The sequence below is a fragment of the Dysgonomonas reticulitermitis genome, assembly GCF_054601275.1.
Genome location: NZ_BAAHWU010000039.1, coordinates 1 through 19,490, shown reverse-complemented (window position 1 = coordinate 19,490; position 19,490 = coordinate 1). Strand labels below are relative to the sequence as shown.

General features: G+C 38.1%; 8 protein-coding genes. 5 read left to right on the top strand and 3 right to left on the bottom strand.

Annotated elements, in window-relative coordinates; translation table 11 throughout:
* Positions 1-68 precede the first annotated feature (68 nt).
* Complete coding sequence (gene mgtE / locus ACYPZI_RS12315; protein WP_459602036.1) at positions 69-1,451, top strand: magnesium transporter; 1,383 nt, start codon at positions 69-71, stop codon at positions 1,449-1,451.
* Between the two features lie 214 nt (positions 1,452-1,665).
* Here mgtE and ACYPZI_RS12310 read toward each other — a convergent pair whose 3' ends face one another.
* The 3 genes from ACYPZI_RS12310 to ACYPZI_RS12300 all read right to left on the bottom strand — a co-directional run bounded on the left by ACYPZI_RS12310 (position 1,666) and on the right by ACYPZI_RS12300 (position 8,106).
* Positions 1,666-3,879, bottom strand: coding sequence for a tetratricopeptide repeat protein (locus tag ACYPZI_RS12310; protein ID WP_459602024.1), 2,214 nt, complete (start codon positions 3,877-3,879; stop codon positions 1,666-1,668).
* 32 nt (positions 3,880-3,911) lie between these two features.
* Positions 3,912-6,185, bottom strand: a complete 2,274-nt coding sequence (locus ACYPZI_RS12305) for a cation:proton antiporter domain-containing protein (protein WP_459602022.1) — start codon at positions 6,183-6,185, stop codon at positions 3,912-3,914.
* A gap of 1,180 nt (positions 6,186-7,365) precedes the next feature.
* Complete coding sequence (locus ACYPZI_RS12300; RefSeq protein ID WP_459602020.1) at positions 7,366-8,106, bottom strand: hypothetical protein; 741 nt, start codon at positions 8,104-8,106, stop codon at positions 7,366-7,368.
* Between the two features lie 780 nt (positions 8,107-8,886).
* Here ACYPZI_RS12300 and ACYPZI_RS12295 point away from each other — a divergent pair.
* The 4 genes from ACYPZI_RS12295 (at position 8,887) to ACYPZI_RS12280 (ending at position 19,348) form a co-directional block, all read left to right on the top strand.
* On the top strand, positions 8,887-12,804 hold the full coding sequence (locus ACYPZI_RS12295; protein ID WP_459602018.1) for a hybrid sensor histidine kinase/response regulator transcription factor: 3,918 nt from the start codon (positions 8,887-8,889) through the stop codon (positions 12,802-12,804).
* 143 nt (positions 12,805-12,947) lie between these two features.
* Positions 12,948-14,447, top strand: coding sequence for a hypothetical protein (locus ACYPZI_RS12290; protein WP_459602016.1), 1,500 nt, complete (start codon positions 12,948-12,950; stop codon positions 14,445-14,447).
* A gap of 233 nt (positions 14,448-14,680) precedes the next feature.
* Positions 14,681-17,668, top strand: a complete 2,988-nt coding sequence (locus ACYPZI_RS12285) for a SusC/RagA family TonB-linked outer membrane protein (RefSeq protein WP_459602014.1) — start codon at positions 14,681-14,683, stop codon at positions 17,666-17,668.
* A gap of 39 nt (positions 17,669-17,707) precedes the next feature.
* Complete coding sequence (locus tag ACYPZI_RS12280; protein ID WP_459602012.1) at positions 17,708-19,348, top strand: RagB/SusD family nutrient uptake outer membrane protein; 1,641 nt, start codon at positions 17,708-17,710, stop codon at positions 19,346-19,348.
* Positions 19,349-19,490: the final 142 nt, after the last annotated feature.

The following is a 19,490-nucleotide window of genomic DNA, read 5'->3' as shown; positions in this document are numbered from 1 at the left end:
GAAGTATTAACTCTCTGTAAGGGCTTATTTATGATTTCCTTGCAGAGAAAAAACAAGGAAATTGTATGATGAATGAAATCAAAATCCGCCTCCAGCAACTAATCGAAGACAAAGACTGGATAACCGTAAAGCAAGAACTTAACAATCTCGATTCTGTTCAAATAGCAGAAATTATTGCAGACCTGTCCAAGTCCGAACGAACTATTATTTTCCGTTTATTACCGCGTGAATTGGCAAAAGAAACCTTTACTCATCTATCTCATGACGAGAAGGAAGATATTATTGAAGGTTTGGTTGTCAATGTCAATAAAGTGACAAACCTTCTTAATGATCTCGACCCCGACGACAGGACAGCTTTTTTTGAAGAATTGCCCGGAACGGTAAGTCAGCGGCTGATGCAGATACTATCGGAAGAAGAAAGAGAAATCACAATAAAACTGCTCGGATATCCGAAAGATAGCATCGGACGACTAATGACCCCCGAATATGTCGCTATCAGACCATATTATACTATCGGACAGGCATTGGATCATATCCGCAGATTTGGACGCGATTCTGAAACTCTAAATGTCATTTACATTGTAGACGATAATTGGAAACTTATTGATGATATCCGTATAAAGGAGATAATATTAGCTTCGCCGGAACAAAAAGTTGCCGAAATCAGTGATGACCGTGTTGTCTCTCTCAATGCATTTGACGATCAGGAGGTAGCCGTGAAAATTTTCTCAGATCACGACCGGGTGGCATTGCCTGTAACGGATACCGATGGTACTTTTCTAGGCATCGTTACCATCGACGACGTTATGGATGTGGCAGAAGAAGAAAGCACCGAAGACTTCCAAAAGTTTGGTGGTACGGAAGGACTGGATCTATCTTATACTAAAACATCATTGCCCGACATGGTAAAAAAACGTGCCGGATGGCTCGTTGTTCTTTTTCTGGGAGAGATGCTCACGGCATCCGCCATGGGACATTTCGAGGAGGAAATAGAGAAAGCCGTAGTTCTGGCATTGTTCGTTCCACTGATTATTTCGAGCGGGGGAAACTCAGGCTCACAGGCTGCCAGTCTCATTATCCGCGCATTAGCCCTTGGGGAACTAAAACTCAAAAATTGGTGGTATGTTATGCGAAAGGAAATATTTTCGGGATTACTCCTTGGTACTATACTTGGTATAATCGGTTTCGTAAGAATATTTATCTGGCAAGAAACCGGCCTTTATGATTATGGCGAATATTGGATATGGGTCGGCCTGAGCGTGTCGGTCTCTCTTATTTTCATTGTACTATGGGGTACATTTTCGGGTTCTATGATTCCCTTTCTTTTGAAAAAAATAGGGTTAGATCCGGCAACAGCCTCAGCTCCATTTGTGGCAACATTAGTAGATGTTACAGGATTGATTATCTATTTTTCTATTGCGGCCTTGTTCCTAAGCGGAAAATTGCTTTGATTTATAATCGATTTATATATGATTTGGAGAGTGTGTCAAAAGTAGAACAGCACTATCAATGTGCTACCCTCTTTGTCATCCTGAGTGTAACGAAGGATCTCAACCCTGAGAAACGAGATGTTTCACTCCGTTCAACATGACAACCAACGGTCACAGGAGCGTAGCGTATGTAAAAAGATAATGAAATTTACTTTTGGCACACCCCCTGAATATTTCAATCCATTCCGTATTTTATCTGGTCAAACATAAACGGGAATATACTTTCTTCTACTCCGTAATTGATCAAAACTTCTTTATCCGCATCAAAAAGCATCTGGAATAATTCAAAATCATGATCCTGATAGTAAGCCTGTTTATAAAGATCGGCTGCACCCTTCTTATTCCCCGCGACCAATTCCACATGACCGGCATTTAAAAAGTCGTGAACGGTGGGTTTATCCGAAAGAATTTGTTTATAATATTTTTGAGCCAGTTCGTATTTTTTCTGTAAAAAAGCAGTCCAAGCGATAGGTCTCCAAGCCTTTGTTCCTTTACTATCCAGCATTTCAACCTTAAAGTAAGTATTCAATGCTTGTTCATAATCATTTAATTCCAGATAACAATGCCCTATATTGAGTTCTACCCCTATATTATCCGGCGTCAATTTAGCAACCTTCTGATAATACTCTAATGACAATCCGGGTTTCTTTTGGGTTCTGTATAATTGGGCTATACGTTTCAATATCCATGAATTACCAGGCTTCAACAAATCTGCCTGCAAATACGCGTCCAGTGCACCGTCCGGATTATTCAGCATCTGTTTGCAATAACCTATCTTCTGCCAAATATCGTCACTTTGGGAATCGACAAGAATCAATCGATTAAAAACATCCAATGCCTCGCTGAAATTATTCTTTTCAAAGCAATAAAAGGCTATCTTCCTCATGCTATCCACATCCGAAATAAGCGGCGCTAAAGACTTTTTGTCGTAGAAGTTAAGGTTTAGCTTAAATATATCGAAAAAGCTACTCCGATAAGGATTAAGTTTAAAGAACCTATACAGATCCTGAATATATTGGTTTGACGCAACTTCGTCATCAGTAGCCGGGTTCATGGCTTGTGCTTCTTTCTGTAATTGCTTTATTTCTTCCGACTCGGCCCCCATCTGCCCAAGCATCATTTCACGCTGGGCTGAAGATATTTGCAACAGGCTAAGACAGAAAGAATATTTGTCTGAATTGCACATATGCCCCGAGTCCACAATAGCGGCTTGCAGTAAACTGTTCTTCTTTTCTTGTGGGAATAAAGGTATCAATTCTGAATAAGACGGATCGAAAGGCATAAACCAATTACTCATTTCAGAAAAGAAAGGAAAATGTTTCAGTCCGGAAAAAGTAGAATGAAAAACATCTGCGCCTTCCATCTGTAGGTTCGAGTATTCCTGTAATTTCTTACCTAATCCCGATTCTTCCAATTCTTTCTGCCATTCCGGATTTTTCTCCGAAAATTCTGATTCTCCCATTAGTTCATCCAGGTTCAATTTTCGTCCGGCCAGACTATTGAATTTCATCATTTCGGGTAGGATCTCCTCTCTTATTTTTTTACTTATCTGTTCTGTTTCACGCGAACGGATAAGTTGGATAATTGTCCTCAAAACAGTTTTTCGAAAACTTTGATTTTCCGACATTATAGCTAACCGGCTTTGCAATTCGGGATACAGAGACCATCTTGTATCATACATTTGCATGACTACAACAAGCCCCACAATAGCCCTGGTACTAAGTTGTGTATCCCCGGAAGTGGCCACATCCATCAAAAGCTGTATTTTATGCGAATCGAAACGATGAAACAAGCTAAGATTTATAGCCGATAAAAACAAGCATTTCTCCCTCAACGACAATTCTATGTTGTTTACAAAAGAAAGATAATTAGTTAATTCAATTTCATCTGTGCGGGGTGATACAAAAGTTGCATTAAACATATCCGAGGCTATACGTTCGCGCCTTACAGCTAACTCCCGCTTTTTGGTGGTTTTCTCATCACCATCTTCCAACAAATCAAAAAGAGATATAGAGCCTGCAATATCTTTCAATTGCCCCTCATAATCACGAATTGCCTTATTCTTCAGGGTATTAACCCTGTACTTTTCATAAAATATATTTGGTGATTCTACTTTTAGGAGCTCATCCGCTGAGTCATCCGTTAATTCGTAAAGGGATCGCAACAAATTACGATATACATTTTCCCGTTCAGGATCGTCTACTCCCTCAAACATGTAATGGAGCATAAACTTATAATTGGTCTCTAACTCTCCCAAGGTCTCTGAAACCTTCCAATCATTCATATTCTTTGTCAATTTAGTGAGTGACTGAAAGGCATCTTTTAACTGCCTTTTTGACAGATAAAGAAATATATCTTTTTTCAGGGCTATTATATCGCGACTATTCATTTTGTTTGTTTTTAATAATTCTACGCTCTTCTCTAATTAGTGAGGATAAGTGTGGAAGGCGCCTCTCTTAACAAATTAGGTTTTTTAGCATCCAATTCTTTCCAGCTATTGAGGCTAATCAATATTAAATCTTGTTTCTTAAGTATGTCACTATCGATCGGAATATTATTGTTCCATAGCTGGAAGAGATAAGGATTTACAGATTTTATGGCTTTAACCGATTTCACAAACTCTATCGACTTCTCTGATAAGCCTATATGATCCCACAAAGTAATTCTCACATAAGAATTCTCAGCCAATCTTTCCATAAATTCACCCACAAAAATATCTTCTTCGTCAAATATGGGAACAAAAATATTTCTCATACTTATTAATCCCTTATCAATAAATATGCCAACTGACATATTTGTCTTCGATATTATGGAACGGGTACGATCATCGAACGGTGCGTCAAAGGTTCCTTTCTTCTTTATCTGATTCTGTACTATCGACAATATATAGTCGGGAATATAGCTCAGGCTATTAGAAAAACGCCCAAAAAGTCCATCTGAATACGTATATGTATATCCTTTATTTCCTACTAACAAGAAATCATATTCGCCTTTATTTGCAATTTTAATAATACTACTTTGAAAGTTATTCGTAACCTCGAACATAGTGTGTATATCCTGTTGTAAAGAATGGGCTTCTTCCTGAACCGGGAGAAATATTCTTTGTTCTTCCTGATCGATATCATATTGATGCATGGGATTCCCTTCCGATAAATGGAGCAATGTAACTTCAGATTGAGATTGCCTTTTCTTTACCAGATAATTCGCCAACAGCAGTAGCTTTCTACCTGTCTCCGAACTGGCAAATGGTATAAGAACTTTAAATTTCTTCTGCTCCAACAACTCTGCTTCATTATGCTTTTTCTTAAATATTTTATCTAGAATATTTAAAGAAGGAGATGTCATAAATGTAGTTACCAAGGCCATAATAACCATCATAGCAAATAGTTCCGGAGTCAATATCCCCAGGTCTAGCCCGATATTCAACACAACCAGTTCCATCAATCCCCTGGTATTCATCAGAGCTCCTATTATCAAACTATCTTTCCAGCTTTGTCCGACAAAACGTGCAGCCACAGCACTTCCCAAAAATTTACCTGTTACTGCTACAGCAATTACAACAAAACATATGAGCCAAAGGTGCGAACTATTCAACAATCCTATTTCAGTTCTCAGTCCTGTGAAAACAAAGAAAAGCGGTAATAATATGATCAAGGTTATGTATTCTATTCTTTCTGTCAAAAGATTTCGCAAACGAATATTTGAAGGCATTATCACTCCGGCCAAGAAAGCGCCAAATAGAGCATGAATGCCAATAGCCTCTGTTGTATAAGCCGAAAGGAACAACACTAGAACGAATCCTCCCATCACCGATTTAGTCATCCCTTTAGTGTGATGATTATCTGCCATATTCTTTAGTATAGGACGCACAACCTTGAACATAATAATCACATATACGACAGCCATGAATATTACATACAAAGAACTTGTAAAATCCCCGGCCTTAGCAATAGCAATTACAGCAGCAAGCAAGCACCAGGCAGTAAGGTCATCAATGGCGGCACAGGTAATAACCATCGGTCCTACCAATGTCTTGTTAATCCCCTTCTCGTGTACAATACGAGCCAATACAGGAAAGGCCGTTATACTCATAGCTATTCCCATAAAGAGGGCAAAAGGAATAAAACCGGAGTGTGCATGCGTAAAATCTTCATATATAAAGTATGCGAGTAAAGCGCCCAAAGTGAAAGGGAAAATAATACTGGCATGGCTTATTATCACTGCACTATGCGCCCTGTTCTTTAAAACATTCAGATTCAATTCCATACCAACAATGAACATAAAAAGGATAAGCCCTATTTGACTTAACAGATTAATATTCACCAATGAAGATACAGGAAATAGAAAATGCGATATTTCAGGGAAATACAGGCCTAAAAGAGAAGGGCCTAAGATTATACCGGCAGCGATCTCACCTATAACAGAAGTTTGGCCGATTTTCTTACATACCCAATTGAAAACTTTCACTACCAGCATTATCACAATTATCTGTAACATTAGTATAGCAAACGGTACAGCAATATTATGCAACAAACTATTTCTGAAATCGCCCCATGCTGTTTCTCCCGAAACTTGTTCGGATATGGTACGCCCGGTTTCCAAGTTAGCTTTACCCAACTGAAGTATAATAAATAATATCAAGGCAAAAGAGCCTATAGCTATTATATAAAAAAGCAGATTCTTATATTTTCTCATAAATAAACTCTATATTAACTTAGAACCTGTTTAAATTTTACCAAAACATTTTATTATAGCTCTTTTTTCGTTCATTTTCAGTCTCTTTTTATCTGATTTTTCCCTTTCTTCAGCTTGAATAGCCCGCTATTCGCTCTTCAGAAAAGAAAAAATCATTCTGAAAATAGTTCTGAAAATCGGAACGAATAAAATTTAAACAGTTTCTTAATATTCAGAGAACGAAGATAGAAAAATTCCTTGTCGGTTTTTATAAAAACAAATTGGAATATATGTTAAAGGAATATAGATTTTACATTTTCAAATAATCGATTCACCTGACAAGGCAACAAAAAAAGTGAAGAATTAAAAATGAAACATTGTCCGGCGTTAGTTTTATCTATAGATGTAGTGATAATTTGATAATTAGCGAATTTGATAATTTGAAAATGGCGCGAAGCGACAGTAACAGTCAACAGTCAACAATGGCGCAAAGCGGCAAAGGCTATAAGCTAACGGCTAACAGCTAATGGCTAATTAAAGGTAGAAGTTTGTTACTTTTTAGTTAAAAAGATACGAGTAGACGAGATACGAGGTACAAGGTACAAGTTGTTCACTGATGACTGATGACTGATAACTGTTGACTACTGTTTACTGTAGAAGTTTGTTACTTTTTAGTTAAATTCTGGTTTGTCATGCTGACGACAGGAAGCATCTCCTGTTTCTCGGAGGTCGGGATCCTTCCCTGCGGTCAGGATGACAAAGAGGGGGTAGCCGCGCGAGCAAGGGCTAACGGCTAACAGCTAATGGCTAATTGACTGTAGAGGTTTGTTACTTTTTAGTTAAAACGAAAAGCAGGAGTTAAAAAGTTATGAGTTTTAAGTTCTGAGCGCTCACTACTGACTACTGACTACCGACTACTGACTACTGCTAACTGTAGTAGTTTGTCACTTTTTAGTTAAAAGTAATATCCCCATCTAACTAACTGAAACACAATATTTATATAAAAACAGGTAACGAACAAGTAACGTTGTTAACGCACTGGCCTGCTGTGTTTTGCATGACGACAAATAACTCATTTTATCCTGCCAAAGGTATGGAAAAACCATGAATTTGGCAATCAGATAATCCCTTATTTACGAAAATACCCTGCACACAGTTTCTTTTGCTGTCGCAGGGTATTTTTCAGGATAAGGCAGTAGTATCAGGCGGCAGCTTCCTCATATTCCGCTTCCATGATTTCACCGTCATCGTCCGGTACTTCACCGATTTGAGCCTGTTCGGGCAGTCCGGGGTACAACGGTATATCGTCCATATCCGGATTGTCGAACGTTTCCGGTTCTGGTGCGTCTGCGTCTTCCGTGCCTTGACTATTATACGGCTGCAACTGTAAGATTCTTTCCTCTATCCGCTCATGCTTTTTCCGGTAGGCTTCATTGCACTGCTGCTTTATCCCGGTAACCTTGTTCGGGAAATGCATCGCCACGAATTCGAGCAGCAGCCTGGATTTCAGGCAGTCGCCGGAAGCCTGTGAAAGGGCATGGATAATAAAGTCACGCCGGATAACGTTCTCCTGCTCTATAGACCGGAAGGCTACCAGTTCCAGCTTCTCCTCGTCTGTCATTGCCTGCCTGTCTTCAATGCCGAATATCCCGTAATTCTCTTTGCGCAGGAAGGCCAACATGATAAAGTAAAGCAGTTCCTGCTCGCGCGGTGAAAAGTCCTTCGCGGGAATAACGCTTTCTTTTACATAGCGCTTTACTTCCTCCACGCCTTTTTCGATAGCTATCTCCTTGTTGCGTATATCCTGCCTGCGGAGCTTTTCAACGGTATCTTCTTCATTCTTATGAAGGCTTGTTTCCGCTTCGGGGATAACCCGGTAGCAGAGCTCCGGCCTGTGCCTGCTGACATCGACTAAAAGCTGCGCTTTTCCCTGTTCGACCATTTCCTCTATTTGCGCGAAACTGGCCCGGTACTGTTGCAGCCTCGATTCGTATCCGGCTTCCGCTTCCCGGTATTCCGCTTCCGATGCGAACTGTTCCGGCTCAGGCTTTTGGGGTTCTTCCGGCAGGCGGCTGGCCTGCATTTCATATATTTCACAGCCTGTGTCGATAACGGAGACTACTTATATCTACACATAAAAACTTAATACCAGCCATCTTGTTTCTTTAAACAAAAATGGAATAGAAGTAATGCTGTATATGACTTTGATTGTTGCAATGCTTATCTTGATATACAAACATGCCAATAATATTGGTTATAAAACAGCTAAACGAAGATTTACTATCGAAATCAGAAATCTGATGATATCAATGATTGTCGTGGAATGTGGGGGAGACCCTTCCATTTTCTTTAAAACGTAGATAAAAAAGTGATCGAAATTTCTTCCGACCACTTATGGCAAATATCCAGCTTTCGCATTCTTGTTGAACATGCCATCGGCGAAGTCAAAAAATGTCGCAACAGTCAAAGAGCGTCTCAGATGCCGCAAGTTTGGCTTTGACGATTTAGTCATGCTTATTGCTTGCGGTCTGCATAATTTCAGAATTTCAATTTCACTGATTTTGAACCATATATAACTTTATTGAATATAATGTCTATTTAAATTAATTTTGTTGAACTACTTATTATTTTGAGAAATGTAAATATATTTGTATATACAATTCATTAGAATACCTCAATGAAGAAGTTATTTTGTTTTTTATTTTTGGGATTAATTTGGATTGTGAATTTCCAAGTTTCAGCTTTTTCTGGCTACTATTTCAAACAGATCTCACTGGAAGATGGCTTATCCCAATCAACAGTAGCGTGCATAGTAAGAGATCACAAGGGAATAATATGGATCGGAACCAGATTTGGGTTGAACTGTTACGATGGAGAGCAGATGCGTAATTTTTATTACGAAAATAATAATAACCAATCCCTCCCTTCCAATGAAATTATTTTCCTCACGGAGGATGATAACCAAAATCTTTGGATTGGAACTTCGGATGGAATTGCTTTATATGACAGGCACAATAATTGTTTTAAACATATTTTATTTGAGGCCTCCTATATCGTTGCACGCTGTTCCCTTTTAGTTGACGATGGCGTAATTTTCTTCGCAAGTAATAAAGCCTATAAATACAGCTATTCAGATGAATCTATTTCTCTACTGCCATTTATAATAGAGGATGGTTCTTCTGTTTATGTGGATAACTGTTGTATATACGACAAGGAAAAGAAAACGATTTTACTTTCCTCTCGATATGACGGTGTCTGGAGTTATAATATTGCCTCCGGAAAGCTTACACGCTTTGCTTATATACCTTATAAAAATATAACAACCATGTTTATCGATTCATTCGGTTCTATTTGGATTTCACTTTATGGAGAAGGATTAATTTGTTATAACAAAGAAGGAAAAATAGAAAAGCATTTCTCAACTAAAAATATTCTCAATAATAATGTTGTCAAAGGAATCATACAACGCAAGGATGAATTGTGGATAGCAACAGATGGTGGAGGGCTCAATATCTACAATTTACACACAGGCCAAGTACAGGGTATGATGCACATGCCTGGTGAAGTGCATTCACTACCCGAAAATTCACTGATGTGCCTTTACAATGACCCTGGAAATAATGTATGGATAGGAAGTATAAGAGGAGGGCTGATAGGTATGAAAGAAATCTTTATAAAAACCTATAAGGATATTCCTTTCAATTCGAATTATGGATTGAGTGATAAGACTGTAAATACAATATTTGAAGATAATGATAACTTTATCTGGTTAGGTACAGATGGTGGAGGGATTAACCGTTTCGATCCAAAAACCAATCTTTTCCAACATTATCCGTCGACTTACAACTCAAAAGTTGTATCTATAACCCGACATAATAAAAACGAACTTTTATTATCTATTTTTGATGATGGCCTATATCTTTTTAATAAAAAAAATGGAACTCTTCGTGAATATACGATAATGGACGAAGATATGCGCAAAACTTTGTTCCGGTCTGGTAAATCTGTAAATATTAACAAAATAGACAGTGAGAATCTTTATTTATATACAGATAATGTTTGGTTATATAACCAATCAAAAAAAGAGCTGGAGCCTGTAACAGATATAGAGGGTAATACTTCCGGGTTCGTTTCACTCAACCTGATTCAGGGCAACCGATATGTAAGCTATTTGCGGAATCCATATGGAATTTATGAAATTGATCATATTCAGAATAAAATAAATAAAATTTACTCTTCAGACGGTTCTATCGGTACGATCCTTAATGTATGTATAGATACAAAAGGTAATTTTTGGATCGGAACTACAATGGGACTCTATAGTTATAATCTCATTCAGAGGCAACTAAAACGTATTGAAAATGAGTTGTTAGTTGGATCTACCGCTCTGGCTTTCGACAAATCAGGACGGTTATGGGTGGGTACCCATAATGCCATGTATATATATGATCCTGTACAGGATAAAGTTATATTGGTGGGAGAAGCTGATGGGGTCTCTCCAAATGAATATATATCAACTTCAACTTTACTAAGTTCATTGGGTGATATATTCATTGCGGGAACCAAAGGGTTACTATATATAGAGAATAATTTCTCTTTTTCCGAAAATAAAACCTTTACTATTACTTTGTTAGATATATTACTGGATGGAGCCTCTGTTGGTTTAGAAAAAACGGATGGCTATAATACTATCTCTGTTCCGTGGGATTACACATCTCTGAGCGCAAAAGTAATGATAAAAGAGAGCGACCTGATGTGCAAAAAAATGTTCCGGTTCTATATAAAAGGAGAACAAGAAGAGGTAATAGAGATAATAGAGGTAATGAACAATACCATATCATTTTCGTCTCTTGCAACAGGAGATTATTCTATAGCAGTATCTTGTATGAAGAATAATGGAGACTGGAGCGAACCTGTACAGTTATTCGCAATTAAAGTGATTCCTCCCTGGTGGAAAACAACATGGTTTAGCCTTATTTCCCTGTTATTTATATTGATTTTCGTGGGGCTATCAGTCTGGTATACAATAAAAAATAAAGAAAGAAAAATGGCTTGGGCAATGAAAGAACACGAACAGAAAACATATGAAGAAAAGGTTCGTTTTCTTATCAACATAAGCCACGAATTGCGGACTCCTCTGACTCTGGTCTTTTCACCTTTGAAGCAACTTTTAAGTTCAGGAAGTATACAGAATGAGAGTTATAATAAAATATTGAACAGTATATTGAGCCAAGTCTATCGTATAAAACAGATAATTAATATGACTCTGGATGTACATAAGATGGAAATGGGAGGAGAAAGGGTTAATATCAGTAAAAATAATTTAAATGAATGGATTAAAAGCATAGCAATTCATTTTGAAAATGAGTTGGAAATTAATGGGATAATATTGCAATTTTCCCTATTCCCTACAGAGTGTGAAGTACCTTTTGATTCTGACAAATGTGAAATAGTTTTATCTAATCTATTAATGAATGCCATAAAATTTAGTGGACAAGATACAGCTATCACTATTTCTACATCTGTCAGAGGTGCATATTTTCGAGTGTCTGTATCGGATGAGGGTATCGGATTGAGCGAAAGTGATATCTCAAATCTCTTTACTCGTTTCTATCAGGGTGACCACGGATATAAAGGTACAGGTATAGGCTTGTCCTATTCCAAAATACTTGTGGAAATGCATGGAGGCAAGATTGGAGCATTCAATAATGAAAAAAAAGGAGCAACATTTTTTTATGATTTACCATTAGAGAATCAGATTACTCATATCATACCCGGATCATTTTTAAATGAATTGTTTATGAGTGATAAAATTAAAAATGTAAATGATGAAAATTTCACCATAAATAAATATTCTGTTTTGATCGTGGAGGATGAGCCCGAATTAAGAACTTATCTCAAAAATACGCTAAGGGAACATTTCAAACATGTATATGTGGCCGAAGATGGCGAAAAGGCTTTGCATATAGCCCTTCATAATTTACCCGATATTATAGTAAGTGATGTGCTGATGCCTAAAATGAATGGATTCGAATTTTGCAAACAGGTTAAAAGTAATCTCAAAATAAGCCATATCCCCATTATACTGCTTACAGCATGGACTGATTCTGAGAATACCAAACAAGGATACAAATTGGGTGCTGATATGTATATTCCAAAACCTTTTGATGTTGATTTCTTACTGATAATACTTAGAAATCAATTAATGAATTGCGAATATATTAAGCAGAAATACAAGCAGCATTGCATATTATCTCCTAAAGAAGAAACAATAAGCAATGCTGATGAGCAATTTATTACAAGATTAAATGCTATAATCAATGAAACTATTGAAGACCCACGACTGGATGTAAATTTTATTTCCCGGAATATGGCAATGAGCCGTTCAGCCCTTAATACAAAACTAAAACTTCTGACTGATATAAGCATTGGAGAATATATTAATAAATTCAGAATGATGAGAGCTGTACAACTTTTATCAAATAAGAGCCTGTCGATACAAGACATTTCTGAAAAGACAGGGTTTACTAATCAACGGTATTTCAGTACAGTATTTAAGAAAATTTACGGAACCACGCCTTCACTGTATCGTAATGATCTTTTTGAGAAGAAAGATCATTCATCAAATACCGGAATATAGAAACATCTCGGCAAAAGAACTCATATAAATAATTTCAAAAATGTTTTTTGTGCAAAAATGGAAATAGATAGTTGAATTTTAAACATAATATAGCGGAATGTTTCATTCTTTTGCATCTGTTATCTAATACAAAAAGAAAAGTTATGAATCATAGAAAAGCACTAACATATCTAATCCTTCCACTATTTTTGTTTTTGCCATTTTATCAATTATCGTGTTCAGACAAAAGTAGTACTGAATCAATCGTTCCCGTTCCTGATCCGGAACAAGAATCCGCAATGCCGGAACCTTTTAGGGCAAACAGGATATTGATTAAACATGGCCTACAAATTCAATGTTGGGTAGCAACAGAGAATTTAGAATTAGGGCAAAAAACAGAGCAGCCCGCTTATAAAATGTTGTCATCCGATTGGGCGCAAACCGGATTTACAGCACCGACTTTCTTTGGGCCACCTTTATTTAACCCTTCGTTTTTTAAGGATCTTCCGAATAGTCAATGGTCGATAGCTAAAGCTCCACATGCTGACCAATTAAAGAAAGCGCCAACAGATAACGAAAAGAAAGTGGGATTTTTAACATCCGAACAAAAAAAATATTTGGGCACTCTGGTAAGCGTCTGTTTTGGCGATGAGGAGCATTATTCCGGAGAAATTGTCAATTATCTGAAAGAATGGTACGGTGTAGCCAGAAAACATTACCCGGACGTTTTAATACACAATAACCAATACCCGGGACAATGGACTGAAAATGAATTACGCGATTATGTAAAGGACGCTAAGCCCGATTTACTTACATACGACTGGTATTATTTCGACCACAAAAAGCCACTCGATTATAAAGGAGCTAAAGATATGGCAAATCATTTGATGATGTATCGTAATTTGGCTCTGGAAGGAACCGGTGGAATTGCATTCGGACAATATATACAAGGATTTGCTATAGACGGCGTATATAAACTCACCGAATCACAACTCCGGCTTTATTACTATCTGACATGGACTATGGGAGGAAAGTGGTTAAACTGGTTCCGTTATCTTCAGGGAAATGAAATAGATGGGCAGACGCATCCGACAGATTGGGCCTTGCTTCTTCAAAGAGGTATGCCGGGAAACTCTACTAAATATATGCAATGGACCAATAAATGTAACGAAGAAAGCAAATTCATTAGCGATTATCTGGTACGGCTAAAAACAAGAGACGTCCGTTATGTAAGCGGAGACAATTCATACAAAGAAGGTAAACCATCCAGATTAGGTGATTTTTTGCCAAATAAAATGTTTTTAAATAGTATCGGCGCTGAATTAGTGGCTGAACCCGGTAAAAGCGCAGATTTGTATGTAGGCTTTTATGACATTATTCCGGAAGAAGAGAAAGGTGACCCCGGTTTCTTTACACATCTTGACGTGCAATGTTTTATGGTTACAAATGCTCTTACCTCGCCTAATCATGAATTAGCAGAGACTCTTACTCAAAAAGTAAACTTTTCAATTAACATGTCAGATATAGTAACTAAGAAACTATACTATATAAATCAGGAAAGTGGATTAAAGGAAGTGTTATCTCCTGCAAAAGCAGAAAATAATATAAATACCTATGTGAAGGAACTAAAGGGAGGAAGTGGTTGCCTGTTCATTTTAGAGTAAAAAGCCCCTGTCTTATATTGAAAAAATAGTTTTTGTCGAAAAACAGAAAAAATCGAATCAATTTTGAACATCAAATAAGCTTTATTTTCCTTAATATTGCCTAATATTACGAAATTATGTATAAAACTAATATTACAAATGCTTATGAAAAACTAAAAATTATGTTAAACCCAAATTCTAATGAAATGTAATAGCGAAAAGCCATGAAAAAACTTATTTTAAAAAAGAAGAATATGAAAATATCACGATTTTATTTAGTCTTTATACTCTTATTTGTGTGTAATTACTCTATTGCACAATCAGGAGCTTCGGCTCATGTAAATAAAAATAATAATATTTCTGAAAAAATAGAAAAAATAACTGTTCAAGGGCGTATATTCGAAGACCGCGAGCCACCTGTCGCTTTGCCTGGAGTAAGTGTCGCTGTAGAAAAATCCACCAATGCTGTTATGAGCGATGAAAATGGATATTTTAAGATCACAGTTAATAAAGGAGATATATTGGTATTCAGCTTTATCGGATTCCGTCCTTACAAAATTGTAATCAGCCGTGAAATGACAAATTTGAATGTATCACTAAAAGAAGAAGTCGCAGCGTTGAATGAAATAGTTGTAACAGGTATGACAGAAGAGAGAAAACTTAATACTGTTTCATCTATTTCGACGCTGGACCTTTCACGCAATCTGGAGAATAAACCTATACTGTCAGTCTCCCAAGCTTTGCAAGGAGGAATCACAGGTTTGACCGCCACACAAGGTTCGGGTATGCCCGGAGCTGACGCCGCCGAACTGAAGATAAGAGGTATAGCAACTATAAATGGAGTAAGCAACCCTCTTGTTTTAGTAGACGGCATTCCGATGGATCTGAACAATCTGGATCCGACGACTATTGAAAATGTGACGATACTGAAGGATGCCGCCGCCGCCGCGATATATGGAGCCCGGGCAGCCAATGGAGTTGTGGTTGTAAAGACTAAACGCGGTAAAGCGGGTAGAGTAATGGTTTCATATAATGGCTACTATGGCGTGCAAAAAGCAACTTATTTGCCAAAATTCGTCGATGCGGCAACCTATATGGAGATGGCCAACGTAGCCAATATAAATAACGGAGGAGCCGCTCTTTATACTCAAGAAGCTATCACAACCACACGTCAGGGATCAGACCCTATAGGATATCCGAGTACCGACTGGACTAAGACAATATATAAAGACGGATCTATTCAAAGTCATTCCGTATCGGTTTCAGGAGGTAGTAGTGTCGCGCGTTTTGCTCTGACGGTCAACTATCAGGATCAACAGGGGTTGATTGAAAACACTAATTTCAACAGGTTGAATATACGCGCCAATACATCTGTGAATTTAGCTGAAAACCTTAGTGTAAATATGGATTTTAACTCGTACAGACGCGAACGCGACGAAGCCATGTACAGGGCTGACGAGTATTCCGGCAAAATATTAGACCTGATGTTCTCTACCCCTCCTAATATTGTGGGCAAGTATCCAATGAAAGACGGTAGTAATATTGTCTATTATGGCAACAGAATGGAAATGAGAAACCCTGTGGCCTTAATCGAAAGAGGCGGACACATGGAAGAACTGGAAGATAATGTCAGCATCAATATTCAACCTCACTGGATTATAGCGAAAGATCTAAACCTAAGAGGTCAATATTCATACCAGGTAAGTAGCGCCGCGAAAAATGAAAGACGCAGGTCCTATAATTTCTTTGATTATAATTCCGACGCATTGATTTACACATGGAACGCGATTAATAACGCCAGCAAATCAAGAAGCAGCTATTATTATCTGGGAGGAACACTGGATTATCTTTATGAAGCCGGTGCACACAGGTTGTTCGCTATCGGGGGATATAATCAGGAGCTTACAAATACGGGGGATTTTGACCAATACGCGTTACGCTCGTTTTATGCTAAAGCCAATTATACATTCGACAGCCGTTACTTATTGGAATTTACCATACGCGCAGACGGCTCGTCCCGCTTCGGTGAACGTCATAAGTACGGATATTTTCCTTCGATAGCCGCAGGTTGGAATGTTCACAACGAGAAGTTTATGAAACCATTGACTTTTTTCGACAATTTCAAAATACGCACTTCTTACGGGCTTCTCGGGAATGAAAACATCGGCTTATACAGATACCAGTCGTTAGTCAACGCCGGTAACGGTAATGAAACGGTTTACGGTAATCCTAATATCACATGGGAAACAATTCACATGTTTAACATAGGTACTGATATAACACTGCTCAAAGACTTTTCATTATCATTTGATTATTATAACAAGGAAACCAAGGATATGATTATTTTACCGCCGCTTTCATGGATAGGTGGAATTGAATCCTCCTATATCAACTCCGGAAACGTAAGGAACAGGGGATGGGAACTTGATATGAATTATGGTAAGCAATATAAAGATTTTGGTTTCAGTGTGCATGCCGGTTTGTCCCAAAATAAAAATAAAATATTGAGCCTTTTTGGCCAACCATACGATAACGGCTCCACTATACAAAAAGTAGGTTATCCCATAAACAGCGATTATCTGTATGAAACAAGAGGTTTATTACAAGAAAGTGATTTCACCCTCGGAAGTAACGGAAAGTGGATACCTAAACAGGGCGTCTCCGTTTTTCCAAATCAACAACCCGGAGATATACGGTATGTGGATCAGGACAACGATGGTGAAATAACGCTTGAAGACCGTGTGGTAAAAGGAAACCGCGAGCCGGATGTTAATTATTTCGCCAATATCAACCTTGATTATAAAAAATGGAGTTTGGAAGTTCTGTTTCAGGGTGTGGCAGGGGTAGACGCGTATTACAGCGGGACATATTCGAATGGATTAGCCATAGAAGGCGACGGATCCACACCGTTGACTGTACAAACCGACTATTGGACGCCGCAAAACACCGGGGCAAGATACCCGAAATTGATGCCATTATCTTCATACGGAAATAATCATCATCCATCCGATTATTGGACGTTCAACGCCAGTTTCTGCCGCGTGAAATACATACAGCTTGGCTATACTTTTGATCAAGTGTCTTTAAGAAAAGCAGGTATCTCAAAAATCAGGGTATATGTAAATGCTCAAAATCCATTTACATTCTCGAAAGATAATTTGATAGACCCGGAAGGAAAAGGATCGGTTACTTCATATCCATTATTGAGAACTTATTCTGCGGGACTGAGTCTGAGCTTTTAATATGTATAATCATAATATTTAAGTAAAATGAAATCAATAATGAAAAATTTATATAAAAGCATACTATTGTTAATCATGCTTCTTGCCCAAAGTAGTTGTTCGGATTTTTTGGAAAGGGATCATCCCACAGCCATTGGCGACGATCAGTATTGGACTACGATCACCGAGGTTGCGAACGCATACGGGCAATTAAAAAGATTCCCGCATGGAACCTATCACTATACAGAGCCGTATATGGGTATTGTGCACATGGAAGGAATGAGCGATAATATGTATCATTCGGCGAATTTCAGATCTGAGATTGTGGAAATAGGTAACGGCTCGCATACTCCGACCACCGGTGGTTACATTGATATGATATTTCAAGAATATTACAGGATGATAAGGAGATGCAACAGATTGCTGGAAAATATCGATAGGGCATACTTTACCGATCAGGCGGAAAAACGCAGGTACAAAGCCGAGACAAGGGTATGGAGAGCATGGTATCACATGCAATTATTATATTATTACGGAGGTACAAACGGTATTCCTATTGCGGATCGGGTTTTGGCTCCTGATGAAATTTATCTTCCAAGAAACACAGTACAAGAATGCCTGGATTTCTTAAATAAAGAATTTGATGATGTGATTAATTCGACTGATACAGAATTCATTTGGGATGAAGGCCGTCGTTCGGACAGAATGTCCAGATCAATAGCCTTAGCGTTAAAAATGCAAGTAAATTTGCAATATAAACAATATGGTCAGGCTAAAGACGCAGCATTCCAACTAATTAGCTCCAGAAGATTCGAACTCTATTATTCTGACGCCACAGATGGTGATAAGGGCAAGAACTTCAGGGATTTATTCCGTTATAGAGGAAGGCAAAACCCAGAACGTATTTTGTTTACGAGAGAGGGACTGGCAGAATTTTGGTTTAGGTCGATGTCTACAACTCTGACCGGTCAGGGAGCTACAAATCCGATAAAATCTATTGTTGACGAATTCGAAACTATTGATGGACAAACCATCCAATCTTTGTCATCGGCTGAAAGACAAGAATATGAAAAAAATCCGCTGTATAAACCGAGGGATCCCCGTTTATATGCTACTATTCTGTTGCCGGGAGATAATACCTCTATTTCAGGTTATACATACCTGCCCTTTAATGCCTCAAGCAGTGACGCTGTAGGAAAACCGGGAGCTTCGCGTTCGGGATATGGGCTGAAGAAATTCGCGGATGAACAAGATAGAGCGGAACCATGGGCAGGGAGGCTTGATTTTGTGATTATCCGTTATGCGGAAGTATTGCTTTCGTATGTCGAATGCCTGATTGAAACGGGGAACTGGCAAGACCCTGATGTAGAGAAATACATTAACCAGATAAGAGAGCGCGCGGGTATGCCTGCTATGGATAAAGCAATATATAATACCCAGGAAAAGGTAAGAGAACTATATCGTAGAGAACGGCGCGTCGAATTAGCTTTTGAAGGAGTACGTTATTGGGATATACGCAGATGGGATATTGGAGTACAAACGATGCGCGGTAGAGTAGAAGGCGCTTGGAATCCTGATACGCAGAGTTTTGTCGTTGTTGAAGAACGTAACTTTGAAGCTCCTAAGCATAATGTATGGCCATTGCCTCAAAGAGAGATCACAGCTAATCCTAATATTAAACAACCTACAGGATGGGATTGAATTATGGGGTTTAAATGACTTTGTTGCAACGGTATTGTAAAAGAAGGGTTACAGGTGTATTTTTGTATTTGCAAATTCAAAAAAGTAGATATATGAGTACCTCACCGATAACCCAGATCAAAGATAAATATAAAATCAAGAA

Excerpts from the sequence above, each read along its gene's own strand:
- ACYPZI_RS12300 (WP_459602020.1), bottom strand. The coding sequence starts at position 8,106 with ATGGTCGAACAGGGAAAAGCGCAGCTTTTAGTCGATGTCAGCAGGCAC.
- ACYPZI_RS12290 (WP_459602016.1), top strand. The coding sequence starts at position 12,948 with ATGAATCATAGAAAAGCACTAACATATCTAATCCTTCCACTATTTTTG.
- ACYPZI_RS12305 (WP_459602022.1), bottom strand. The coding sequence starts at position 6,185 with ATGAGAAAATATAAGAATCTGCTTTTTTATATAATAGCTATAGGCTCT.
- mgtE (WP_459602036.1), top strand. The coding sequence starts at position 69 with ATGAATGAAATCAAAATCCGCCTCCAGCAACTAATCGAAGACAAAGAC.
- ACYPZI_RS12280 (WP_459602012.1), top strand. The coding sequence starts at position 17,708 with ATGAAAAATTTATATAAAAGCATACTATTGTTAATCATGCTTCTTGCC.
- ACYPZI_RS12285 (WP_459602014.1), top strand. The coding sequence starts at position 14,681 with ATGAAAATATCACGATTTTATTTAGTCTTTATACTCTTATTTGTGTGT.
- ACYPZI_RS12310 (WP_459602024.1), bottom strand. The coding sequence starts at position 3,879 with ATGAATAGTCGCGATATAATAGCCCTGAAAAAAGATATATTTCTTTAT.